24 protein-coding genes are annotated in these 22,849 nt (G+C 65.9%); 15 read left to right on the top strand and 9 right to left on the bottom strand.

The features are described 5' to 3' along the window. The first annotated feature begins 104 nt into the window (after positions 1–104). From AC1C2T_RS15110 to AC1C2T_RS15100, 3 genes are all read left to right on the top strand, one after another. Entirely contained in the window at positions 105–1,277 is a 1,173-nt protein-coding gene (locus tag AC1C2T_RS15110) for an aminotransferase-like domain-containing protein (RefSeq protein ID WP_495385854.1), read from the top strand. 125 nt (positions 1,278–1,402) lie between these two features. Continuing rightward, positions 1,403–2,110, top strand: coding sequence for a DUF998 domain-containing protein (locus AC1C2T_RS15105; RefSeq protein WP_495385853.1), 708 nt, complete (start codon positions 1,403–1,405; stop codon positions 2,108–2,110). Positions 2,111–2,223: 113 nt separating this feature from the next. Further along, positions 2,224–3,165, top strand: a complete 942-nt coding sequence (locus AC1C2T_RS15100; protein ID WP_495385852.1) for an SDR family oxidoreductase — start codon at positions 2,224–2,226, stop codon at positions 3,163–3,165. Between the two features lie 172 nt (positions 3,166–3,337). Here AC1C2T_RS15100 and AC1C2T_RS15095 read toward each other — a convergent pair whose 3' ends face one another. Then, entirely contained in the window at positions 3,338–4,219 is an 882-nt protein-coding gene (locus AC1C2T_RS15095; protein WP_495385851.1) for a helix-turn-helix domain-containing protein, read from the bottom strand. Between the two features lie 152 nt (positions 4,220–4,371). On the opposite strand from AC1C2T_RS15095, the gene AC1C2T_RS15090 reads away from it, so the two are divergent. Next, positions 4,372–5,130 carry an SDR family oxidoreductase gene (locus tag AC1C2T_RS15090; RefSeq protein WP_495385850.1) on the top strand — a complete coding sequence of 253 codons (759 nt, stop codon included), beginning with the start codon at positions 4,372–4,374 and terminating at the stop codon, positions 5,128–5,130. Positions 5,131–5,153: 23 nt separating this feature from the next. Here AC1C2T_RS15090 and AC1C2T_RS15085 read toward each other — a convergent pair whose 3' ends face one another. After that, on the bottom strand, positions 5,154–6,041 hold the full coding sequence (locus tag AC1C2T_RS15085) for a LysR family transcriptional regulator (RefSeq protein ID WP_495385849.1): 888 nt from the start codon (positions 6,039–6,041) through the stop codon (positions 5,154–5,156). Positions 6,042–6,152: 111 nt separating this feature from the next. On the opposite strand from AC1C2T_RS15085, the gene AC1C2T_RS15080 reads away from it, so the two are divergent. Further along, positions 6,153–7,559, top strand: coding sequence for an MFS transporter (locus AC1C2T_RS15080; protein ID WP_495385848.1), 1,407 nt, complete (start codon positions 6,153–6,155; stop codon positions 7,557–7,559). Between the two features lie 5 nt (positions 7,560–7,564). Here AC1C2T_RS15080 and AC1C2T_RS15075 read toward each other — a convergent pair whose 3' ends face one another. After that, positions 7,565–10,810: a hypothetical protein gene (locus AC1C2T_RS15075; RefSeq protein WP_495385847.1), complete on the bottom strand. Its 3,246-nt coding sequence runs from the start codon at positions 10,808–10,810 to the stop codon at positions 7,565–7,567. Positions 10,811–11,031: 221 nt separating this feature from the next. Between AC1C2T_RS15075 and AC1C2T_RS15070 the strand changes: the two genes are divergently transcribed. From AC1C2T_RS15070 to AC1C2T_RS15060, 3 genes are read left to right on the top strand one after another with little or no spacing between them, the layout of a single operon-like run. Continuing rightward, positions 11,032–11,259, top strand: coding sequence for a hypothetical protein (locus AC1C2T_RS15070; RefSeq protein ID WP_495385846.1), 228 nt, complete (start codon positions 11,032–11,034; stop codon positions 11,257–11,259). A 17-nt stretch (positions 11,260–11,276) separates the two neighbouring features. After that, positions 11,277–11,618, top strand: a complete 342-nt coding sequence (locus tag AC1C2T_RS15065; protein WP_495385845.1) for a YdeI/OmpD-associated family protein — start codon at positions 11,277–11,279, stop codon at positions 11,616–11,618. Next, entirely contained in the window at positions 11,560–11,820 is a 261-nt protein-coding gene (locus AC1C2T_RS15060; RefSeq protein ID WP_495386134.1) for a hypothetical protein, read from the top strand. The genes AC1C2T_RS15065 and AC1C2T_RS15060 overlap by 59 nt, the downstream gene beginning before the upstream one ends. A 55-nt stretch (positions 11,821–11,875) precedes the next feature. Here AC1C2T_RS15060 and AC1C2T_RS15055 read toward each other — a convergent pair whose 3' ends face one another. Then, positions 11,876–12,289, bottom strand: a complete 414-nt coding sequence (locus AC1C2T_RS15055; protein WP_495385844.1) for a DUF4260 family protein — start codon at positions 12,287–12,289, stop codon at positions 11,876–11,878. A 58-nt stretch (positions 12,290–12,347) separates the two neighbouring features. Continuing rightward, positions 12,348–12,650, bottom strand: coding sequence for a YciI family protein (locus AC1C2T_RS15050; protein ID WP_495385843.1), 303 nt, complete (start codon positions 12,648–12,650; stop codon positions 12,348–12,350). 108 nt (positions 12,651–12,758) lie between these two features. On the opposite strand from AC1C2T_RS15050, the gene AC1C2T_RS15045 reads away from it, so the two are divergent. Together AC1C2T_RS15045 and AC1C2T_RS15040 are read left to right on the top strand one after the other, a co-directional pair. Next, positions 12,759–13,583 (top strand): helix-turn-helix transcriptional regulator, encoded by an 825-nt coding sequence (locus AC1C2T_RS15045; protein ID WP_495385842.1) that lies wholly within the window; start codon positions 12,759–12,761, stop codon positions 13,581–13,583. Positions 13,584–13,887: 304 nt separating this feature from the next. Continuing rightward, complete coding sequence (locus tag AC1C2T_RS15040; protein WP_495385841.1) at positions 13,888–15,189, top strand: Fic family protein; 1,302 nt, start codon at positions 13,888–13,890, stop codon at positions 15,187–15,189. Positions 15,190–15,325: 136 nt separating this feature from the next. On the opposite strand, the gene AC1C2T_RS15035 is transcribed toward AC1C2T_RS15040, so the two are convergent. Further along, positions 15,326–15,919, bottom strand: coding sequence for an acyl-CoA-like ligand-binding transcription factor (locus AC1C2T_RS15035; protein ID WP_495385840.1), 594 nt, complete (start codon positions 15,917–15,919; stop codon positions 15,326–15,328). Here AC1C2T_RS15035 and AC1C2T_RS15030 point away from each other — a divergent pair. Further along, a complete protein-coding gene (locus tag AC1C2T_RS15030; protein WP_495385839.1) occupies positions 15,901–16,827 on the top strand; it encodes an SDR family NAD(P)-dependent oxidoreductase in 927 nt (308 codons plus the stop codon). The two genes, AC1C2T_RS15035 and AC1C2T_RS15030, sit on opposite strands and share 19 nt — an antisense overlap. A 173-nt stretch (positions 16,828–17,000) precedes the next feature. Here the strand turns inward: AC1C2T_RS15030 and AC1C2T_RS15025 are convergent, their stop codons facing one another. After that, entirely contained in the window at positions 17,001–17,576 is a 576-nt protein-coding gene (locus AC1C2T_RS15025; RefSeq protein WP_495385838.1) for a dienelactone hydrolase family protein, read from the bottom strand. Between the two features lie 109 nt (positions 17,577–17,685). Here AC1C2T_RS15025 and AC1C2T_RS15020 point away from each other — a divergent pair, with 109 nt between their 5' ends. Genes AC1C2T_RS15020 through AC1C2T_RS15010 form a run of 3 tightly spaced genes read left to right on the top strand, consistent with a single transcriptional unit; the run spans position 17,686 to position 20,051 of the window. Beyond that, complete coding sequence (locus tag AC1C2T_RS15020; protein WP_495380457.1) at positions 17,686–18,009, top strand: ArsR/SmtB family transcription factor; 324 nt, start codon at positions 17,686–17,688, stop codon at positions 18,007–18,009. Then, positions 18,002–18,592: an SRPBCC domain-containing protein gene (locus AC1C2T_RS15015; RefSeq protein ID WP_495359712.1), complete on the top strand. Its 591-nt coding sequence runs from the start codon at positions 18,002–18,004 to the stop codon at positions 18,590–18,592. The genes AC1C2T_RS15020 and AC1C2T_RS15015 overlap by 8 nt, the downstream gene beginning before the upstream one ends. Beyond that, positions 18,579–20,051: an MFS transporter gene (locus tag AC1C2T_RS15010; protein ID WP_495385837.1), complete on the top strand. Its 1,473-nt coding sequence runs from the start codon at positions 18,579–18,581 to the stop codon at positions 20,049–20,051. The genes AC1C2T_RS15015 and AC1C2T_RS15010 overlap by 14 nt, the downstream gene beginning before the upstream one ends. Before the next feature lie 124 nt (positions 20,052–20,175). On the opposite strand, the gene AC1C2T_RS15005 is transcribed toward AC1C2T_RS15010, so the two are convergent. Together AC1C2T_RS15005 and AC1C2T_RS15000 are read right to left on the bottom strand one after the other, a co-directional pair. Continuing rightward, the gene (locus AC1C2T_RS15005; protein WP_495354360.1) at positions 20,176–20,457 is read right to left on the bottom strand and encodes a winged helix-turn-helix transcriptional regulator; all 282 of its coding nucleotides are present in this window, start codon (positions 20,455–20,457) and stop codon (positions 20,176–20,178) included. Beyond that, positions 20,454–20,858, bottom strand: a complete 405-nt coding sequence (locus tag AC1C2T_RS15000) for a VOC family protein (RefSeq protein ID WP_495385836.1) — start codon at positions 20,856–20,858, stop codon at positions 20,454–20,456. The genes AC1C2T_RS15005 and AC1C2T_RS15000 overlap by 4 nt, the downstream gene beginning before the upstream one ends. A gap of 924 nt (positions 20,859–21,782) precedes the next feature. Here AC1C2T_RS15000 and AC1C2T_RS14995 point away from each other — a divergent pair. After that, positions 21,783–22,784, top strand: a complete 1,002-nt coding sequence (locus tag AC1C2T_RS14995) for an AraC-like ligand-binding domain-containing protein (protein ID WP_495385835.1) — start codon at positions 21,783–21,785, stop codon at positions 22,782–22,784. Positions 22,785–22,849 lie beyond the last annotated feature (65 nt).

Raw genomic sequence — 22,849 nt, 5'->3', positions numbered from 1 at the left:
GCTTCGACACCGCCATCCCACCACGATGACGTGCCCCACCGGCCAGTGACACGATCAGCGGCCGCCTGATCCAGCGATTCCGTCACTCTGCCGACAAGGTCCTCATGCCGACTCCGACTCCGCTCCCCCAACTGTCTCGACGTTCCGGCGGCACGACGCGCTCTCCGGTTCGCGATCTGCTCGCGCTCACCGAGAACCCCGACATCATTTCATTCGCCGGCGGACTGCCGGCGCCGGAGCTCTTCGATCTCGGCGGGCTTCGAGGCTCGTTCGATGCTGTGCTCGCCGATCCGGGCGCCTTGCAGTATTCGACGACCGAGGGAAATGTCGCGCTTCGCGAGTTCATCGCCGATCGGTACACCGCTCAGGGCCTGCCGACCACGAGCGACGAGATCCTCATCACGACCGGGTCGCAGCAGGCGCTCAGCCTTTTGGCGCTCGCACTGCTCGATCCGGGCGACACGGTGCTCGTCGAGCGCCCGAGCTATCTCGCCGCACTCCAAGCGTTCACCCTCGCGGGCGCGCGCGTTGTCAGCATCCCGGTGAATGCCGACGGCATCGACCTCGATGCCCTGCACCGGCTGGCCCTGCAGCATCGCCCCAAGCTCATGTACACGGTGCCGACGTTTCAGAATCCCACCGGCACCACGCTCGACCTCGGGACGCGCGAGGGCCTCACTCGGCTCGCTGCCACCCACGGATTCCGAATCATAGAAGACGAGCCCTACCGCGAGTTGCGGTACTCGGGCGAACCGCTGCCCTATCTCGCCGCCCTCTCGATCGAGCACGTCATCACCGTCGGCAGTTTCTCCAAGATCCTCGCACCTGGACTTCGCCTCGGCTGGATCCGAACTCGAGCCGATCTCCATTCGACCGTCGTTGTGACTAAGCAGGCCGCCGATCTGCACACGTCGACCGTCGACCAGGCGGCTGCGGCGCACTACGTGCGCGGCGGCACCCTCGAGGCCGTGCTCGGCCGAATCCGCGCAGCGTACCGCGAGCGTCGCGACGCGATGCTCGGCGCGCTGCCCGCGACGCTTCCAGCCGGCAGCACGTGGACCATCCCGCAAGGCGGGATGTTCGTGTGGGTCACGCTGCCGCACGGGCATGACGCGTCGCACCAGCTGGACCGGGCGATCGAGCACTCGGTCGCGTACGTGCCGGGAGCGCCGTTCTACGCTGATCGACCGGACCCAACCGCGCTGCGGCTCTCGTTCACCACCTACGCGCCCACCACGATCATCGAGGGACTCAGTCGCCTGGCGCAGTCGTTCTGAAAGTCGCGACCCCTCGACATTGAACCAATTGGTTCAGTCTGCAATACTGAACTTCTTAGTTCACTGTTGAGCATCGAGCTTCCGTCCTCCATCGGAGGTACGAGGGCTCGGGAAAGGGTTCCACCATGTCGACATCCGATACCGCTGCCCGCGGCGAGAGAACAACGACCCGACTCCTCGTCTGCGGCGTCCTCGCCGGACCAGTGTTCCTCGTCATCTGGGCGCTGCAGGCCTTCACTCGCGACGGGTTCGATCCGACTCGTCATCCACTGAGTCTGCTCAGCCTCGGCGAGCTGGGATGGATTCAGGTCTCGAGCTTCGTGCTCGCGGGTGCGTTGTACGTTGCGTGCGCTCTCGGCCTGCGACGCCGACTCCACCCTGGACGCGCGTCGACCTGGGCGCCCATCCTGATCGCACTCAACGGCATCGGCCTGATCATCGCCGGCGTCTTCGTCACGGACGCAGGTGCAGGTTTCCCACCGGGCGCGCCACAAGGTGCTCCCGACATCAGCTGGCACGGCATCATGCACGAGATCGGGTTCGGCATTACGACCGTGTCGTGGATCGTCGCCTGCATCGTGCTCGCACGCCGGTTCGCGTCGGATGGAAGGCCGGGATGGGTTGCGCTGTGCGTGGTCGCCCTCGTGCTCAACATCGGCGTCAGCGCGTGGCCCGATCTGGGGAGTCTGAGCTTGCGGCTCGTCGTGGGGACTGCGATCTCGTTCGGCTTCGTCGCCGCGATCTCAGTCCGCCTGCTCCTCGACGGCCAGGGCGATGCCGCCGCCCCGACCTCATCGGTTCCGGCGACTCCGTCTCGCATCTCCCACAACTGATCGGGTCAGCGCAGGGGTGATCCTCGAAACACAGTCGGTGTCCGCGAGCACGCGCAGCTGTGGCCAGGCGAGTTCCGGAGCATACTGGGTTCATCCGCGCCGAGGGAGGTGCCATGTCGCGAGGAGCAGAGCGCCGCGATCACTCGGAATCCCCGTCGGATGCCGCGTCGGCCTCGACTCCGCCCGGGCCCCGGCCACGCGTCGTGCTCGTGACCGGCGCGACGGGCGGCATCGGCAAGGCGACCGCCCTCGGGCTGGCTCGAGCGGGTGCGCACCTGGCGATCATCGGGCGTGATCGGCAGCGCACCGAGGCCGCAGCACGCGACATCCGTGAGGCCGGCGATGGAATGGTGGACGCGTTCGTCGCCGATCTCTCCTCGCAAGCGGAGGTGCGACGCGTCGCTGGCGAGGTGCTGCAGCGCCTGCCGCGCATCGACGTGCTGGTGAACAACGTCGGCGGCTTCTGGCAGACCCGGCACATCACCGTCGACGGCCTCGAACGCACCTTCGCCGTCAACCACCTCGCGCCATTCCTGCTGACTCACCTCCTCCTCGACCGACTGAAGGCCGGCGCGCCATCGAGGGTGGTCGCGGTCTCGTCGAACGCCCACCGAACCGGGCGCATCGACTTCGATGATCTCCAAGGTGAACGCGCCTACTCCGGCTCCCACGCCTACGACCAGTCGAAACTCGCGAATGTGCTCTTCGCCTACGAGTTGGCCAGAAGGCTGCAGGGCAGCGGGGTCACCTCCAACGCGTTGCATCCCGGCGTGGTGCGCACCTCGTTCGGCGCCGAGGACCCGGCAACTGTGCAGCGCGTCATCGTGCCGCTCATCAAGCCGTTCATGAAGACGCCCGCCCAAGGCGCAGCGACATCGATCCGGCTGGCCTCCGCTCCCGAACTCGGGCGGGTCACCGGCGAGTTCTTCTCGAACGGCAAGCGCGTCAGTTCGTCGAAAAGTAGCGAGAATCACGCCGACGCCGAGCGCCTCTGGCGGGTCAGCGCCGAGTTGGTCGGGGTGAACGCGAGCACGGCTGAGGAGGATCATCGATGACGACGTCGCCTGCCGCGAGCATCCTGCTGATCGCGCTTCCGATCGCATTCAACGCCGCGCTCGCCGCGTTCGCCGCTCTCTCGAAGAGCTTCGACTACCCCGATATCCTGAGGCGGCCCGACCAGGTGAGCTCCTCGCGCCGTTCCGAGCGGGCGGTCGTCCAATCCTTCATCTACCCCTGCGCGTCGGGATGCGAACGCTCGGAGGAGCGCGGGTGCGCGGCGGTTGATCGGCCCGAAGCGAGCAGGCGGAGCTTTTCTGCACTGTCGCTCCGTTCGTCGGGGTAGTAGAGCACGAGGATGAGATCGCCGATGGGAAGCTTCTCACGGTGAAGGCGAAGCTCGCCGACCGTCGGGTGGTTCACGATCGTGCTGCCCCCGTCAAGCTGCTGCACGTCGTGTCGTGCCCAGAGCGATCGGAATCGAGCACTCGCGAGTGAGAGTTCGCCGACGAGTTCGACCGCGCGCGCATCGGTGACGTCGTCGCCGATGGAGCGCCGGAACGATGCGACGAACTCGACCACGGCCCGATCCCAGTTCTCGTGAAACTCGCGCTCTTCGGGATCCAAGAGCAGGGACCGCAGCCGATTCTGCCCGGGCGTGAGGCGAGGCGAGAACGCGACGGCGAGCGGGTTCGAGGCGAGCACGTCGAAATGCCGCCCTTCGATGAATGCCGGCATGTCGAGGGCGGCCAGCAGGTGGTGCAACCGCGCAGGAACTCGCTCGGTGTGCCGCCGCCGCCGGACTCGCGGGCGAGGTCCGCCGAGGCCGAGCAGGTACTCGGTTTCGACTTCGTCGAGTCGCAAAACACGGGCCAACGACTCCAAGACCTGTGAAGAGGGGTTGCTGTCCCGCCCCCGTTCGAGCCTGAGGTAGTAGTCGGCACTGACGCCGGCAAGGAACGCGACTTCTTCGCGGCGTAACCCGGGCACGCGACGGTTCGAGTCGACGGCGATCCCGAGCTGTTCGGGAGTGACCAACGCGCGCCGCGCGCGGAGGTACTCACCGAGCCGATTCGCCTCGCCGTCGAGATTCGCTTGGCCGTCAACATCCATAGCGGCCACGATATCCGTGCGGCAGCGGGTGAAAGGGGTCCTGTCACTCCCCGGACCGACGGGGTCCTTCCTGAGCTGTGCCGTTCGGGTGACCATGGTGAGACGTACCGGCCATCGGCACGTACCGCTCATCGCATGGAGAGAACACAGACATGGACATCAGCAATCGCACCGTTCTGATCGTCGGAGGAACGTCCGGCATCGGGCTCGGGCTGGCACGACGTTTCGTCGACGCGGGAAGCACCGTCATCGTCGGGGGGCGTGACACCGGCAGGGTCGAGGATCTCGAGGCGGTCGAGATCGACGTGACCGACGCAGCATCCGTCCTCCGCGCCCGTGACGAGGTTCTCCTGAACCATCCCGACCTCGATGTCGTGGTGACGATGTCGGGTGTCATGATCATCGAGGACCTCCGCGACCCCGCGCATCTCGCCCAGGCCGAGACGACCATCACCGTCAACCTCCTCGGCACGATTCGTGTGATCGACGCATTCACCCCGCACCTGATCAACCGCGGTGGCGGCGACATCATCACGGTAACCTCCGGCATCGCGTTCCTTCCGTTCCCCGCCATGCCCACGTATGGCGCGTCGAAGGCGGGCGTGCACGCGCACACCGAATCGCTCCGCGCACAACTCGCCGGCACTGGTGTCGAGGTCACCGAACTCGTGCCGCCGGCGGTCGCAACGGCCGGCCAGGAGAAGATCAACCCAGCTGCCCTGCCACTGGACGAATTCCTCGACGAGGTCATCGCCCTCATGACGGTGAACCCGACCCCGAACGAGATCGTGGTCGAGCGCGCACAGACGCTTCGCTGGGCAGAACGCGCCGGCACCTATGCAGAACTCCTCGAACGCCGTTCGCAGCCGCTTGACACCCTTCTCGGGCGCACCGTGCCGTCGAGCACGTAGACCGTGCACGGCGGGACCCGGTTCTACGTCGGATCGGCGATCGCGTAGAGGAGCTCGCGGACGCCGGGGCGCCCTTCGCGGTCGGAGCGCCAGACCAGGCGAAGTTCGAGTTGTGGTGTCTCGACCGGAAGGCGCACGAGTTCGCCGGCAGCGAGCTCGGTCGTGATGGCGAAGTCCGGAAGCAGCGCCAGCCCGTCGCCGTGAATCGTCCAGGCTTTCGCGATCGCAACGCTGCCTGCTTCGACCCGCGGGGTGCGCGGGGCGATCATCTTGTCGGCCGCGAGCCAGAACGAGCAACCGGGGCTGGTGCCGACGAGCGGGTAGACCTCGAAGTTGTCGGGTTCCGGCGGCGCCGATTGCGCGAGCGGATGCGACGCCGCCACCACGAGGGAGAGTGACACCGGTTCGATGTCGAGGTAGGCGAAGTCGCCTGGTGGCGTCTCGAATCCGAGTTCACCGAGGCCCTCGCCCAGGTCGAGCAGGAGTCCAGCGTCGATCGCCCCACTGTCGAGGTCTTCGAGGAGGGCGACGCGGCTGGCCGTCCAGCTCGTCTTCACTTGGATGCCCGAACGTCGGGCGCTGAGCCGGGCCAGCATGCGGGGCACGTGGATCGCCATGACGGTTTCGAGGGCGCCGAGCCGGACCTCGACCGGAGTCGCGGCCACGTCACGGCGAGCCTCATCAGCCGTGTCGAGAAGGCCGCGGGCCCACCGCTGCAGCCGCTGTCCGGCCGGCGTCAGCTGCATACCGCGCGACTTCCGCTCGAACAATGTGACGCCGAGTGATTGTTCGAGCGTGCGCAGTTGTTCGGATATCGACGAGGGCGCACGGTCGAGTGCGATCGCCGCACCGCCGACCGTTCCTTCGTGAACGATGGCCTCGAATACCGCCAGTTGTCTGAGCTCCACCACGCACCTCCGTTCGGAATCTCCGAAATCAGCATACGGCTCAGCCGGTCGCTGACTTCGCTCGTCCCGCACAGGATTGGCTCCGAACTCGATTCGATTCCGTGGGAGGAATACATGGTGAACGCTCGCCAGCGCCAGTCGTATATCCGGCACTCAGTGAGCTCTGCGACGCACCCGGGACGCTTCCGGGCACTGCTCGGCCTGTCGCTCGGCTACTTCATGGTCCTCCTCGACACAACCGTGCTCTCCGTTGCCGAACCTGACATCGTTCGGTCTCTGCACGCCTCGGTCGGCGGACTGCAGTGGGTGGTGAACGGATACACGATCACGCTGGCGGCGTCCTTGCTCTCGGCCGGCGCAATCGCCGATCGGTTCGGCGCCCACCGAGTGTTCCGAGTCGGGATCGCCGGGTTCGGGCTGCTGTCCCTGCTGACCGCCTTCGCGCCGTCGGTCGGGCTGCTGGTCGCGTTGCGCGCGCTGCTGGGCGTGGCGGCCGCGCTGTGCATCCCCTCGTCGATGGCGATGATCACCCGCCTGTACCACGAGCCCGCCGCACGCTCCCGAGCGCTGGCAGCCTGGACCGCGATCAGCGGTATCGGGCTCGCCTCCGGACCCATCATCGGTGGCGCGCTGGTGGCGTTCGCGGGATGGCGCGCCGTGTTCATCGTCAACGTGCCGATCGCCGTCATCGTCTTGGTACTGGTCGCCGGTTCCGGATTCGCCGCTCCTCTGACCCAACGTCGGATCGACGTCGGCGCGCAGTTGCTCGCCGGCGCGACGCTGGCCCTTCTCAGCGGCTCGCTGATCTCGTTCGGCGGCCGGGACATCGTGCTCGCCACGGTGTCGGGGGCGGCTGCGATTGCCGTTGCGGCGGCCCTCATCATCGTCGAACGGCGAAGCGCCTCGCCCGTGTTCGCACCACAGGTGCTCCGAGCGCGGGGGGTCGTCGCCGGGCTGATCGCCGGCGCCGCGGTGAACTTCGTACTCACTGGCACGATATTCGCGCTGCCCTTGCTGCTGTTCCAGAACCTCGACCTGACGCCGATCCAGATCGGGATGTTCCTGCTGCCGCTCACGATCCCGTGTGCGCTGAACCCTCTCTTGACGGGCCGGATCGTGGCCCGTTACGGACCACGACCACCGATCATCGGCGGTCTGGCGCTGTTCGCGTTCGGCAGCGCGGTACTCAGCGTGACCGTCGCCGTTCACTTCCCGCCAATTCCGACCGCAGTTGGACTGGCCATTGTGGGGTTCGGAGTCTCCTTCACCCTCCCCGCATTGATCTCTGCCGTGCTGTCAGCGGCGCCAGATGGAACCGCAGGCAGCGTCGGCGGCATACTCAACGCCGTCCGCCAGGTGGGCGCAACACTCGGCGTCGCCGTGATGGGCGCTCTCATCGCCGCACCGCAACACGACACCGGTGGTACGACGTCGCTGCTCACCGCGGCCATCATCGCCGCCCTCGGATGCAGCGCATACGTGTTGCTCACCCGCGCCTCGCGACCCGGCTCGCCAAGCTGACCGGTTCAGCGAGTGGATGCCCCGCCGCCGGCCGTTCCGCCTGCGCCGCCGCCACCCGAGGCCGCCGCCCTTGCCGCCTCGGCCGCATGCGCCTCGAGGCGCTGCTGGAGCCGACGCAGCGTCTCCATGGCCTCTTCATACCGGCGGAAGGCGTTGGCTCGCGCAGTCGTTCGGGCGGCACGAGTACCTCCACCAGAGGGATCCCGAGTCTCGCGACTGGCGAGGATGAACGCACGGTGCGCCTCGCGCGCCCGATCGCGCACCTGCGGGAGCATCCGGGCGTCGCTGAGCACGGCGGCCGCGACATCCTGCCCGTGGATGCGGGCGTCGATCTCCTCGATGAGCATCTCGTAGTCGTTGTGCGCTCGAGTGTGCGCATCGAGGGCTTCCTGGAAACGCGCACGCGCGTCGCCGAGTTGCTTGTTGTTCTCGGGCAGGCCGAGCTGTGAGATGAAGTCGAGGCGACGCATCGCGATGCCGAGCTCGTCCTTTCGGATCTTCGTCATGTCGTAGATCCGATTCCGAGCCGGACCGTTCGCACCGAACACGCTCTCGTAGAAGGCGGCCGCGGCGTCATGGTGCAGCTCACCCGCGCGGAACGACTCCGCGGGCCGTGCCCCGGTCTGCGCCTCCCAAGCGGCCTTCACCGTCTGCGCATCGAAGTTCCGCAGCACGACGTCGCCTTCAACGCGCGACCGCACGTCGGCGTAGGTCGCGCCCGGCATCGTGCGCTCGATGCGCAGCCGAGCCATGCGGAACCACTGCAGCGCGTGCCGCGCCTCGTGGGCGATCGTGTCGCACGCATCGGCGAACTGCTCTGGTGTCGGATCCCGCTGAGACACGAGATCGCGGTTGATATGCAGCTCCCACACCGAGGCGGGCTGCTTGCCGAATTGGTCGGGCGTCGGGTTGTGCAGGTGGTTGGGAATGAGCGGCGGCGCACCCGACGCCGTGAGCTGCCGGTTCGTGATCTCGAGCAGGGCGTCGAATCGCGCTTCGGGGCTCATGCGACGGTAGCGGTCGTAGAGGGGGACGAACTCCGTGGCGAGCGCTCGCGCCTCGGGGCCGAGGTTCTCGACGACGAGTGCAGCATCCCTGCCGCCGGGGCCGCCCGTGGTCGCCTGCGGCGACCGTGTCGATGCAGGTTCAGCGACGAGCCGCACGTCGGTCTGTCGCGCCCACCCGCTCGATTTCGCATCGAGGTATTCGGTCGCGTGCTGCACCTGCAGCGCCGCCTCGTCTCCCGTGAAGTGAACCTCGATCTGACGCCCCGCGCCCGAGTCGATGATGACGACTTCGCCGCCGAACACCACGCCCGCGTTCCGCGCGAGCCCCTCGCGGTGAGCCTCGAACCGCGCGATGAGTGCGTGCCGCTCGGGCAGCGGCAGGTTCGCGCCGAGGCCCGTTCCGCCCTGCAGCTCGGCGTGGAGCCGTTGCCATCCGCCTGCCTCGGTGAGCAGCGATCGCACGGCTACATCCGAGAGCCGGGCACCCGTCTTTCCGGCCGCGCCCGGCACGTCGACCGCGGGTGCCGCTCGCCCGGCCCTGCCCCCGGCATCCGTGCCCGTGGTCTCCGGCACCGTGACTGCGGGGCCGCGCGAGCCGCCGCGCCACGCCTCATATTCCTTCGCGACTCGGCTGTTGACGCGGGCGAGGCCGAGATCCATGGCGACGTTCTGCACCACGCCGTCGACGATGAGGTCGGCGAACTCGTTCGCGTTCTTCGGCAGCGCCTTGCCCTCGACGACGGTCTTCAGAACGGTTTCAGTCGCCGTCATGTAGACCGACGAGGTGCCGGCGGCCATCGCGCTCGCGGTGAGCTCTGCGAGCTTCGTGCCCGCGAGGTCGGGGATACGGTCGATGCGCGCCTTGATCGCGACCTGGAATCTGGCCTGCAGGGCGCCGCCGAGGTAGGTCATAATGGCGCTCACGCCGGCGGCCTGCACGAGGCTCGCGAGTCCGAGGCTCGTGCGCTGGCCGTAGTGCATTTCAGCCGCGCGGCCGAGTCCCTCCTGCGCGAAGGTGTAGCCGCCGGCGACGAGGGCCGAGCCTGTGAGGCCGAGCCCTCCCGAGGCGATGCCGGCGGCGATGGTGCCTGCGGTCTTCAGCCGGTTGAGCCATTTCACGGCGGTGCCCGCGCCCGTCATGACGCGGTTCTCATACGCCGAGAAACGTTTGGCTGCCTCGGCCGTGGACTGCTCGGCCATGGCGATGATCGGCACGGCGAGCTCGTACTTGCGCTCGCGCAGCAGCGGCCACGCACGCTCGATGAGCTGCCGCGGCGGGTCCCAGATGCGGATCGACGGGTAGGGCGCGCTGCCCTCGCCGAGCGCCTCGGAGATGTGCCGGATCGCCCCGAACCCGATGCGCTCCGCGTTGATGGCACTTCGCTCGACGTGCATCGGCTGCAACTCGTGCCACACCTCGGTCGTCTCCTTGAGCGCCTCCCGCAGCTTCGTGAGCTCTTCGCGGTTCGACACGCGCCGCGCGTACTCTTCGGGGTAGTCGTTGCGCAGGTCGTCGGCCGTCACGAAGCCCTTCGTCTTGTATACGATGCCGGGCATCGGGTGCTGCCCGAGCGCTTCGCCGGGCACCGGCCGCATACTGAGCTCGAGCGGCCGTTTCGTAATCTGCTCGACGGCCCACTGACGGAAGTCGGTCTCTGCCTTGACGTCCCACTCGGGCGGCTCGCGCACGTCGTCGGCGAGCAGCAGCCGCACGTCCACGCTGAGGTGCTCGTCGGGTTTCGGCGGCACGGCGCTCAGCAGCCGGCGCCGCTCCTTCAGGTAGTCGGGATGCTGCTCGCGGACCGTACCGTAATAGGCGAAGTCATCCCACAGCCGCCGCACGCGGGCGTCGATGTGCCACGCAATCGTGAAATGGTCGACGACCCGCTGCCAGTGGTCGAGCTGCGCCGCGGTGAGGGCGCCGAGCAGCGCCGGATACCGCGCTTGCAACGCCGGCCGGATGTCGGGCCCGCCCTTCGGGATCGGCTCGCGCGCATGTCGGCCGGCGAGCGAGTCGGGCTCGAGATCGCGCTGCACGTGCGTCGCGACCGCGCGGTTGCCCGCGTCCCGCTGCAGGCCGATGACATCGTCGGGCTGCTGCATCCATGAGGCCTTGAGTGACGCCTGCGCGCGCTGTGCGGTGTGCTTCGCGGGCGTCGCGCCGCCTGCGCGTTTCGCACCCGGGTCGCCTCGCTCGCCGTGCCGTCCCTGCGCGCCCTGGTCGCCTCGCTCGTGGATCGGCACTCGTCCTCCTGCGTTCCCTCAGCATCCATCAGTGCGCGCGGACAGCAGTGCGTCCAGTGCGGTCGCGCAGCCGGCCGCGCACGGCTCGTTGCCCGAGCGGGCAGGCGTCGGGTGAGTCGTCGCTGATCACATCGCCCGAGCGATTTTGTGCTTGCTGCGCCACGTAGGCAATAACCTACGCATCGTAGGTTCGACTTGTCATCGAGGGAAGGATGCGGCGAATGGCACGAGCGGGTTTAAGTGGCGACCGTTTGGCGCAGGCCGGTTTCGAGCTGGTCGATGAGATCGGTTTCGAGCAGGTGACCATCGCCGAGCTTGCACGGCGCTTCGCAGTGAAGCCGGCAAGCCTCTACTCTCACCTGCACGGGTACAACGACCTCAAAACTCGAATCGCATTGCTGGCCCTCGAAGAAATCGACGAGCGAGTGTCGGATGCGGCAAGAAGGTAAAGCCGGGCCAGCGATTCATGAGCAGAATCACAAGTCTGTCCGACCTGCCCTCGGACGAAGAACTCGCAGGCTTTGTCAAGCAAGCGATGGATCTAAATGACAGAGGCGTAAAGCTCGATAAGACGGCCAAAGCTGCGCCGAACAGCAAGCCAATAGAAACTCCTGCATTCTTCTTAGACGCACTGTCGACAAACGTCGTTGCTCAGCAAATCTTCGAGAACCAATCAGTCTCATTCCGCAAGGAATATATCGTTTGGGTTGAAAGTGCAAAGACGACCGCAACGCGACAACGGCGAACAGATGAAGCTTTGGAATGGATCGCTGAAGGTAAGCGTCGATTCTGGAAATACGACAAATAGGGGTGCTGCGCCCCGGCTGTTCGGCTCACCGGGCGATTTCAATACGCAGCTGACTGACTGGCTGCCGCGGGCGAACTCCCGGGACATGCGCGGCTTCGGCCGCCCGATCGACGCGTTGGATCGCGACCTCGCCGCGATGACCCTGCTGCCGCCGGTCGCGCCGACGACCGGGCTGCGGACCAGGGTGCGGTTGATGCCCTGAAGGTACGAAAGCTACCGGCGCCCGTCGGTCGACGATCCGCGCCGCGGGGTCGCTCTCAGGCACGCGTTTCCCTGTTCTTTCCGATCCATCCCATATGGGTGTGCGTGAAGGCATCCGGGAGCTTCAGGCCATATCCGAGAGCCCGGTCAACTCCCACGTGGAATGCCCAGGCGAAGGCGATGATGCCGGACCACATCGACAGAGCGGGCGCGAAGCTGCTGGCTACTAGCGCGACGACACCCAGAACTGCCGCCCAGGCGTAGGTATGAATGGCGTTGTACCAGGCTGCTCCTGCGGCGGGAGACCGTAGGTAACCGAGTTGGGACAGATCGAACACCAAGAACAGCGCCAGCGGCATCCACCACCAGTCTGGGGCGATGACGATTGTGCCCACGAGCGAGAGAGCCGCGATCAAGGCACCTTCAATGCGCTGGATGACTACTGGACCTGTTAGGCCACCATTTCTCATTTGTGATCTTCTCCATTTGCTAGGGCCGCCTGGCGCTGCCACGCGGCCAGGCCGAGAGTTAGGCAGCGAATGCGGACGATGCCGGTCCGAAGATGGGACGCCAATTGTGCACGCGCTTGTCCACGACAACGTTGTGAACGACGTAAGGATCGTTGTCGACGATGTTGTCGATGCGGGCGCGGTCCTCGACTTTGTAGATGAGTAGCCCACCGGGAGCCTCGTTTTGGCCCCACGGCCCGGAAAGCAGGAGCTCGCCCTGTTCCACACGCTCTCCCAAGTAGGCCAGGTGAGCGGAAAGGTGCTCGTTCTGGAGGGTGGTATCGGTCGGGTAGGAGTACTCGACGGTGAAGATTTCAGCCACGATGGGTTCCTTTCTAGGTGGATGTGACCAGCATCGCGGCAGCCGGGAGAATGCGGGTAGGACTCCTGGTACCAGTGGCCATTGCGAGGCTTCTTGCACAATGGAGCCATGACCGACCGTGGCGAACTCAGCAAGCTCTTGAACATGTGGCGTGCCCGATTGAAGCCCGCGACGGTGGGTCTTCCTGCGGTGTCCGCCCGATTGACGGGTCTTCGTCGGGAGGAAGTGGCGATGCTGGCAGGGCTGTCCGTGGACTATCTCGTTCGACTTGAGCAAGGCCGCTCTCAAAACCCGTCGGTGCAGGTCGCAAGGGCGTTGGCGCGCGCATTACAGCTGTCTGACGAAGAACGCGATCAGCTGTTCCAGGCGGCGGGGCTACCGATCCCGTTGCCGACGAACGTGCCAACCCACATCCCGCGAAGCGTGCAGCGGCTTCTCCTCCGCGCTCCCGATGTTGCGATCGGCGTCTATACGATGCACTGGACCCTGCTCACCGTAAACGCGTCTTGGCAGGCCATGCTCGGGCAACCGCACCGCGACTACAACCTCATCGAAGCGCAGTTCACCGGAACAGCGCCCAGTGTCCTGATGAGTGCGGCGTACATCGAACGTTTCGAGCGCGCCCTAGTGACGGATATGCGAAACGCGACGCTGCGGTATCCCAAGGACCGCTCCGTTCAGCAGCTTCTACAGCGATTGCGTCGCATCGACCGTTTCGAAGAAATGTGGCTGGAGGGCACCTCCGTCGCGCAACGGTCTGAGGAGAAGACCTTCCTGCATCCAATCGTCGGTCCAATCACCGTCGACTGCGACGTGTACACCACGATCGGGACAGATCTGCGGATCATCACCTACACGGTGGAGCCCGGTTCCGACGACGCTTCCAAATATGATCTTGCGCGAACTCTCGGCGTACAACAGCCCTCGCGCTGAGCCCCTTTCACACGATGTGCGAAAACTGCACATCATGTAGTTGCTACTGGTGACCGGGCGCAATCGAGACCGGCGTATTCCTCGGTCGTCGGCTGGTCATCCCAGGCCTTTGACGTACTCGCCCATCTCCCGTAGGCGCGCGAGCACCGTATTGGCGTCGACTCCAAGCTGGGACGCAATTTCGTGCACCCGAGGCTCAGCCAAAGTGAGTCCCCGACCCGCGCGGGCAAATCTCGACCGAAATCAACCTTAGGTGCTCTAAGATTGATTTGACTTCGAATTCCGCCCGCCTTAGGAGGCCTCGATGCCGACATTCATCGAACGGGTATGGGATCCCGATGACGTCGGCCAGCTCGGGCGCAAAGACCGCGCACCCGGCCGCTACCACTCCTTCATCCCCGATGAGCTGGGTACCGCGCTCCCCGCGCTCGGTGAAGAGGCGCAGTCGGCGGCCGAAGACGCCGTGACGGTGCTCGCGCGCGCCGACGAGCGCATCGGGTCCCGCGGCGCCTACCTGAATCACCTGCTGATCCGGTCGGAGAGCATCTCGTCGTCGTGGATCGAGGGCAACCGCATCAGCCCGAAGCGGCTGGCGATCGCCGAGTCGCTGCGCGAGGGCAGCCGGGTCGCGCTCGACGTGATCGGCAACGTGCGCGCGACCGAAGCCGCCATCGACGCGCTCGCCGATCGCTCCCGGCCCATCACCGTGGCCGACATCGAGGGCCTGCAGCACGCCATCGAGCCGACACTCGAGCCCGGGTTGCGCACCGAGCAGAATTGGGTCGGCGGGCCGGGCTGGAGTCCGCTGCGAGCCGAGTTCATCCCACCGCCGGAAACCGAGGTGCCACGGCTGGTCACCGATCTCGCACGCTTCGTGACCGAGACGACCGGCAACCCGGTCGTGCGCGCTGCGATCGCCCACGCGCAGTTCGAGACGATCCACCCCTTCATCGACGGCAACGGCCGCACCGGGCGCGCGCTCATCCACACGGTGCTCCACCGGGCGGACGCGCTGCGCAACATCCTCATCCCCATCAGCACGGTCTTCGCCGGAGACACGAGCGCGTACATCGCCGGTCTCACCGCGTTCCGCGCCGACCCGCCACAACTCGACGACTGGGTCATCGCTTTCGCCCAGGCCACCGAGGGTGCCGCGGGCAACGCTGTGCGCCTGTCCGCCGACGTCGCAGCGCTCGATGAACGCACGCGCGAGGAGCTGATCGTCTACCGTCGGGCCCGGGGCCAGACGCCCGCGGTCCCGCGACGCGGCGCCGTCATCGGCCGCATCCTCGACGGGCTCGCGACTGACCCCGTCCTCACCGTCGAGTCCGCCGCCCAGCAGCACGGGGTGTCGAAGACCGCGGCGCACAACGCCCTGGTCGAACTGGCCGACGCCGGTATCCTCGGCCGCACAAAGGATCAGCGCGGACGGCTCATCTGCTGGACCGCAGACCGGCACCTCGCGCTCGTCGCCATCACCGAGCGCAGCAACCGCGTCGGAGCCGGAGACACCGCCGGACGCAGGCCCAAGCAGGGTCCGCCACTACCCGAGATCGGCCAGTTCGGTCGCTTGCAGACGCCCCCGCACGGCGGACGCAACAGGTGACAGCGCCGAATGTGCCGTCGACGGTGCGCTCACGCTCCTGCCTGCGGCGCGCGCCGAAGTCGACGGGCTCGAATCGGGGCTGTTGTTCGCTGTCCGCAGTGCCGGACTGACCTGGGTGCAGATCGCCGAGGCGTGCTCACGCATCGCGCAGCGCACCCAGTCCGCGAATCGCGTCGGCAATGCTTTCTGCGGGATCTGCGACTTCGTTGTGTAGCGCCCACCAGCTGAGGGATTCCATGATCACGGTGTGAATCGCCGCCCCAGCGGCGACCGATCGCAGACTCGCTTGGCTCTCGCCGCGACGAGTTGCAAAGAAGTCGATGAACTCACGCCGCCAGCCGTCGAAGGTTGCTGATCGGCTGTGTTGCAGCTCCGATGACAGCGCAATCAGACGCAGTCGGGCTCGCATGGTGGTGACTTCTTCGACGTTGCGAGCGAATGCCTTTGCGACGGCATCCGCGACAGCGTCGAGGGCAGGTGTCTGGTCAAGCGCGGCGCGCAGTTCTGCGGCGAGCGCGACGACGGAGACTTCGATCCCTCCCCAGACGATGTCGGCTTTCGCCGGAAAGTAGCGATGAAGGGTGCGCACGCTCATTCCCACCACTTCAGCAAGCGCACTCATCGATGCCCGTTGGTAACCGACCTCTTCGATGAATTCGAGGAGCCTCGAGCGCAACGCCTCCGGATCCGCGATTGGCGGACGGCCGATCCGTGCTTCGGTTCGCTGCATCCGTTCACGCTATCGTTTGGCAGGGTGCGCGTTTTGGCATAGTCTGCCATAACAGTTCAGTCACCGACTCGGAGGCCACAATGTCCTTTCCCTTTCCCGATGTGTCCACCCGTCCTCTCGCGGATCTGATCTCGCTGACCGGGCGGGCGGCTCTCGTCACCGGCGGCGCGCAAGGACTCGGCCGCGCCATCGCGGAGCGTCTGGCGGAAGCAGGTGCGAATGTCGCACTGGCCGATCTGAACATCGAACTCGCAATCGAAGCCGCTGAGGAGATCAGTACACGTCACGGCATCACCGCCGTGGGTGTGCGGATGGACGTCACCGACGAGAAGTCCGTCTCGGATGCGGCGGCCAAGGCTGCAGCCGTGACCGGCGCGCTGACCATCTGGGTGAACAACGCTGGTCTCTTCCCGAGCGTCCCCGTGCCGCAGATGTCAGTCGAGTTGTGGGATCAGGTATATGCCGTCAACACTCGCGGAACGTTCCTCGGCGCACGCGAGGCCGTGAGCCAGATGGCGGAAAGCGGCGGCGTTATCGTCAACATCGTCTCCACCGCCGGCTTCCAGGCTCCGGCACCCGGCCTTACCGCATACGTGGGTTCGAAACATGCAGCGCGCGGCATGACGAAGGCGATGGCCCTCGAGTTCGCCCCTCTCGGTATCCGCGTTCTCGGCGTCGCCCCGAGCTATGTGCCCACCGAGGGCAACATCGCCATGGCGACGACCATGATGGAGCAGGCAGCAGCCGCCGGAATCGAGATTCCGCCCATGGATGTCATGAACCAGAGTCTGATCGGCCGCACCGGCACGCCCGACGACATTGCCCGCGTCGTCCTCTTTGCCGCAAGCGACCTCTCCACGATCATGACGGGAAGCGTCCTGCTCGCCGACGCTGGCGAGACCATCTGACGTGACGAACGCAACCCTTGTTCGTGGCAGCGCTCGACGACAACGGCAATAGCCGAACTATCCTCGATCCGTCAGCTGACAGTCCCGAACCAGCCACCCCGTGGAGGATTCAGCCCGCTTCGGGTCCTCACCGGTTGTCTCGGGAACAGCCGGTTCGCGGTCGGCCCGCGCCATCACTGACGCCGCGCGAGGAACTCGAGCACGCGTCGCGTTAGGAGTTTCGTCGCGGCGGCGTCGTAGCTCGGCAGGCAGGGGTCCGCGAAATAGTGCTGGTCGCCCGAATAGAGGAACAGCTCGGCGGCGTCGGCTGACTCGACGAGTTCACGGGCAGCCTCCACATCGCCCTCCTTCATGAAGATCGGGTCGGCATCCATCCCGTGGATCTGCACTGGAACACCGGCAGGCCACCCGCCGAACTCCGCGACGGGGACGCAGGAGTAGAAGAACAGCGCGCCTTTCGTGCCGGCACGGGTCTGGGCGAGCTTCTGCGCGGGCATGACCCCGAGCGAGAAGCCTGCATAGACGAGCTCGTTGGTCAGCGGATGCGCGGCGCGCTCGCCGCGTGCGATGATCTCATCCCAACCGACCTCGTCGGCGTATGCGACACCGGCCTCGATCGAGTCGAAGGTGCGCCCCTCGAAGAGACCGGGCGTGTGCACGGTGTGGCCCGCTTGACGTAGCTCGTTCGCGAAGAGGTGCAAACCCTCCGTGAGGCCGAGCGCGTGATGGAAGAGCAGTACTTCGGCCATCATGACTCCTTCGTCCGCGTCGATCGGCGACGTCGATCGATCTCTCGTTCGCATGCATCATAGGTGACTATTTTGACACGTGACAACCTTGGCACCTATATTGGCCTCTATGGACGACGACGAACTGGTATTCAAAGCGTTGGCCGACTCGACGAGGCGGCTGCTACTGGATCGGCTGTTCGTCCGCGATGGGCAGAGTCTTGCGGAACTGATGCGCGACATCGAACTCACCCGGTTCGGTGTGATGCGACATCTCGGTGTGCTTGAGGGGGCCGGACTCATCACGACCAAAAAATCCGGTCGGTGGAAGCTGCACTACCTGAACCCCGTGCCCATCCGGCTCATCCACGACCGCTGGATCGACAAGTACACGGCCGAGCGCGTCGGAGCGCTGACCGAACTGAAAGAGGCATTGGAGCATGGAAATGAATGACGACACTCCTGTTGTGCCGCGATTGCGCGACGAAGACCTGGCCGCATCACGCCGCCGTGGTACGACTCAGATATACAAAATCGAGATCGCCGTCTCGCCCGAGCGCATTTGGGAGGCAATCACCGATCCCGATTGGACAGCCCGATACGGTTACGGCGGACGTGCTGTGGTCGAGCCGCGGGTCGGAGGTCGCTACTTCGTTGAAAAACCGCCGCACCTTCGCGTTGTTGCCGGAGACGGCACGGTTCCAGCGCCAGACATCATCATCGAGGGTGTCGTTACTGCCTACGATCCACCCTCGCTGCTCGCGACGAAAATGCGCTTCTTGGTTGATCCGAAATCCGCCGATGAGCCTGCCACCGAAGTGCGATATGCGATCAAGCGCTTGGGAGATGGCCGCTCCCGCTTGACCGTAACGCACGATCTCCTCGGAGCTCCTCATATGGCCGCAGTGGTGAGCGGGGACTTCGAACACCTCGGTGCGGGCGGAGGTCATCCGTACATGCTGCGTGACTTGAAGAGTCTTCTCGAGACTGGGCGGACCCTGCGGGAGAAGATCGGAAGCGGCGATGTCGACCTCTGAAACGCGGCCCGTCGCGAACCGCGTCGCCATACCGGCCGATCCACGCCGGTGGAAGGCCCTCGGAGTACTGGCGGTCATGCAATTCCTTCTCGTTCTCGACCTCACCGTTGTAAACATTGCTCTTCCTCGCATCGGCACTGACCTCGACCTCAGCCCCGCAAACCTCGTTTGGGTCGTCGACGCATATGCGCTCACCGCAGGAGGGCTACTGCTGCTCGGCGGACGGATCGCCGACCTCGCGGGCCGACGCAGGATGTTCTTTACGGGAGTCATCGTCTTCGCCGCGGGTTCCGCCCTCGCGGGCCTCGCGCCAACTGGGTGGATCCTTGTCACCGGCCGGGTCATCCAAGGGATTGGCGATGCGATCGCCGCACCCGCCGCACTCGCACTCATCGTCGTACTCTTCCCCGAGACACCGGAACGAGCAAAGGCGATCGGCGTCTGGGGTGCGCTCGCAGGGATCGGTGGCGTGACCGGCACCGTAATCTCCGGGGTGCTCACCGACGTAGCGAGTTGGCGCTATGTCTTCCTCATCGCCCTTCCCGTAGTGCTCCTGGTTCTCGTGCTTGGGCCTCGCCTCTTGAGGGAAAGTCGAATGGTGCACGCCGCTCGACCCGAGTTCTCCGGGATGTTCGCCGGAACTCTCGGACTTGCAGCCGTCATCTACGGGCTGCTGAGGGCATCAGAGAATTCTTGGACTGCCCTTGACGTCGTTGTCCCGCTCATCGTGGGAGTAGCGCTGCTTGCGCTGATGTTCCTCATCGAGGCCCGAAGCAGCCGACCCTTGATCCCGCCCGCCTTTTTCGCCAACCGGACCCGGCTGACCGCCAATGCGGTGACGCTCGTGAATGCGGCCGCCTTCGGCTCGTTCTTGTTCATCCTGAGCCTGTACGTGCAGAGCATCCTGCACTATACGCCGCTGGCCGCGGGGCTCGCCTACCTGCCGATCGGTATCGCAATCGGTGCGGGTCTCGCCCTCGGCTCGGCCATGATTCCTCGCGTGGGTCTCCGCACGGTGCTTGCTGGAGGTTGCATTCTCACCGCCCTCGGGCTGGGGTTGACTGTCGCCCTCCTGTCACCGGACGCAAACTACTGGTGGCAGATTGCACCCAGCATGGTGGTCGTCGGCCTCGGCCAGGGAATCCTCTTGCCTTCAATGACGACCACGGCACTGTCCGGCGTCGGAGAACAAGATGCGGGGCTCGCATCGGGGATCCAAGCCACCATGACCCACGCCGGCGGGGCTCTTGGCCTCGCAATATTCGTGAGTATCGCCGTGCGATACGCATCCGATGTCGGAGCGACAAGCACGTCCGCGCCGGAAGCAGAACTCGCGGGCTTCGGCCTTGCCCTCGGTATCGCTTCCCTCAGCATGGCCCTAGCAGGCGTCGCCGCTGCAGTCTTGGTCGGCAAACCCGCTGCGCAACCCACCCCAGACACAGGAGCTCACACGACATGAGTCTTCGGCCACTCTCAGCTCGGCGGCGATGCCAGCCGAAATCAATGTCGCCTGAGCATCCTTGAGGACGCTTACTGGAGACTACTGGCGAGATAACGCGACGATTCGACGATCTCGGGCACACCTAGGCTTCCTCGGCGCCCCAGCGTCCGAGCGCGACGATAGTCGCGCGCAAGGCGAACCCGCGATCGGTCAGCGCATAGGCCCGGGTGTTGTGCCGGAGGGGCAGACGGTGCAGGACGCCAGCCGCTTCGAGCTCGCGCAAGCGGGTCGCGAGCATGTTCGTCCCCATTCCGAGGTCGCGCTGCAGATCCCCGTATCGCTGTGGCCCGTCGAGCAGCCGCTCCACGATGAGCAGGGCCCACCGTGCTCCGACGATGTCGAGGGCTGCGGCGAGGTCGCTCACGCGATCGGATCGGTGTCCGGCTTCATCCAGAACGGCGAGTAGTGGTAGCCATCAGGATCATCGAACTGGCGCTGGTACATGAAGGGGTAGTCATCGATGTCACCGACACGCCCGCCGGCAGCGCGGGCGCGCTCGACGAGTTCATCGACCGCCTCACGGCTGCCGAGGTCGAACGAGACCGTCACCTTCGAGGGGGTGTCGGGCCCGCCGGTCAACTCCTCGGTGGCGCCGACGCTCGCGTACATCTCGCGGCTGCCGAGCATGACGTACTGCTCGGGGGCGATCGCGAAGCACGACACGTTGTGATCTGACATCCCGGCGTTGAGAGTCCAGCCGAGGGCGGTGTAGAAGGTGGTCGCGCGCTCGACGCTCTCGACCGGGCAGGTAATGAATAGGCTCATAAAGACAACACTTCCAAAATAGAAGTGCCGTGTCAAGGCCGGGCCGCACCCCTGGTTCGGTATCCAGCATCTTGAAGTTTCATTTGCGGCCGGCTCGGCCTCGAATGCTTTCGTCGACGGCGTCGTTGCAGGACGTGCCGGCGCGGTGCAGGAAGTCGTCGAGCGCTGCGTCAACAAGCTCAAGCAGTGGTGCGGGATACCGATGCGCTCCGACAAGACCGGGCCGCGATCGCCCTCGCCGCCACACTGATCTGGATCAGAACGGACCTGACCAGCGCACGCTAGCCCGTCTTCGTACGATCCCGATCAGCCGCGGAAGCCTGAGCCGGGACCGCGGAGGGGTTAACACGCGCCGGCCACATCACCATCAAGAACGCCGCGATCGGACCAAGGAAGAGCGTCAGCAGGAACCAGTTCCACGCGGACCTGTTCCGCGTTCGCGCATAGCCACCCGCCAGGATCGCCACGGTCATCCACGACGCTGAGATCACTCCCGTGATCAAGGGGTCTACCTGCACCGTTCGCACACTAGCACCGACGCTTGCCCGACCCCCCGGCCCATCGAAGCAAATTGATCAACACGGCCTAGATCGCAGGTGGGCGACACGCATCAAACCTCCTTGTTCGCTTCAACGCTAGCGCGGGCAAGAACCCAAGGAACCGCCTACGCGACAGCATGTGCCTCGCTGACGGACCAGCTTGCGGGATACATGAAAGTGGGTCGCTGGCGTCCGCGTCGGGAGATTCGGAGCTTAGCCTCGCAAGACGTATCGGACACCGGCCCCAGGTCGCTCAGCGGTAGCGGCATCCATTGCCCCATCATGGTCCGCGCACTATTTTCGACCGGTCATTCAGCAACGCAAAAGTCGCGCGTATGCTGACGGAACACGACGACGTGGAGGGGTCCCATTGACACAGACGGCCGTGACGATCCCGAACGCCGCACCTTCTCCCGCAGGACGCTTGGTCCTGGACTGCGCGCCGCTACGCCCGCGCGAGCGCTTCGATGCGTGGTCGGCAGCCGTCGATGGGAGCTTCGTCCCTCTCCTGGCCTCGGGACGCGATGCGACGGCGCGCGATGCCTTCATGGGCGGACTCGTCTCGCAACCGCTCGCGGGCACATCGGTGAACATCGTCTCGGGCTCGGCCGTGCGCGTGAGTCGCGGCGCTCGCCAGATCGCGCAAGCGGATCCCGGCTACATCAAGCTTGGGCTCCAGCTGCGGGGCTACAGTGTCATCACGCAAGACGGGCGCGATGCGGCGCTCGCGCCCGGAGACTTCGCGCTCTACGACACAACGAGGCCGTACGTGGTGGACTCCGAGGACGCATTCCGCATGTTCGTCGTGATGTTCCCGGTCGAATCCCTGCATCTCGATCGCGGAGTGCTGCGTGACTTCACGGCGCTGCGGTTCTCGGGGCGCACGGGCATCGGCGCGATCGCCTCGCGCTTCCTTGCCGAGATGAGCCGCCAGCTCAACGAGGGCGAACTGCGCGCCGCTCTCCCCCTGTCGGACGCCGTCTTGGACCTGGTGATGGCCTCCATCGCCGAACGCGTCGAGAGCACGAGCCTGCTCGACGAGGACACCCACCGTCGAGCGCTGCGCACCCGGGTCGAGTCCTACATCGCAGCGCACCTGTCGGACTCCGACCTGACGGTCGCGGGCATCGCGGCGGTGCACCACGTGTCGGTGCGCTACCTGCAGAAGCTCTTCGAGCAGCAGCACGACACTGTCAGCGGCTGGATCCGCCACCGTCGGCTCGAAGCGAGCAGGCGTGAGCTCGCGGCGGCCACGGCGCCGATCGCCGCTGTGGGCATGCGGTGGGGCTTCGCCGACGCCGCCGCCTTCGCGCGGGCGTTCCGGCAGCAATTCGGGATGTCGCCGAGCGAGTACCGCGCAAGCGCACGCGCCGACATCGCGCGCTGAACGGCAGGGTTCTGCGCACGAGGCGCACGCGTGTGTGCGATGCGCGCACCGTTCGCCCGACCGCG

This window comes from Agromyces sp. Y558, from assembly GCF_059445415.1.
Note: the sequence above shows the minus strand (reverse complement) of the source record. Positions and strands in the feature narration are given on the sequence as shown.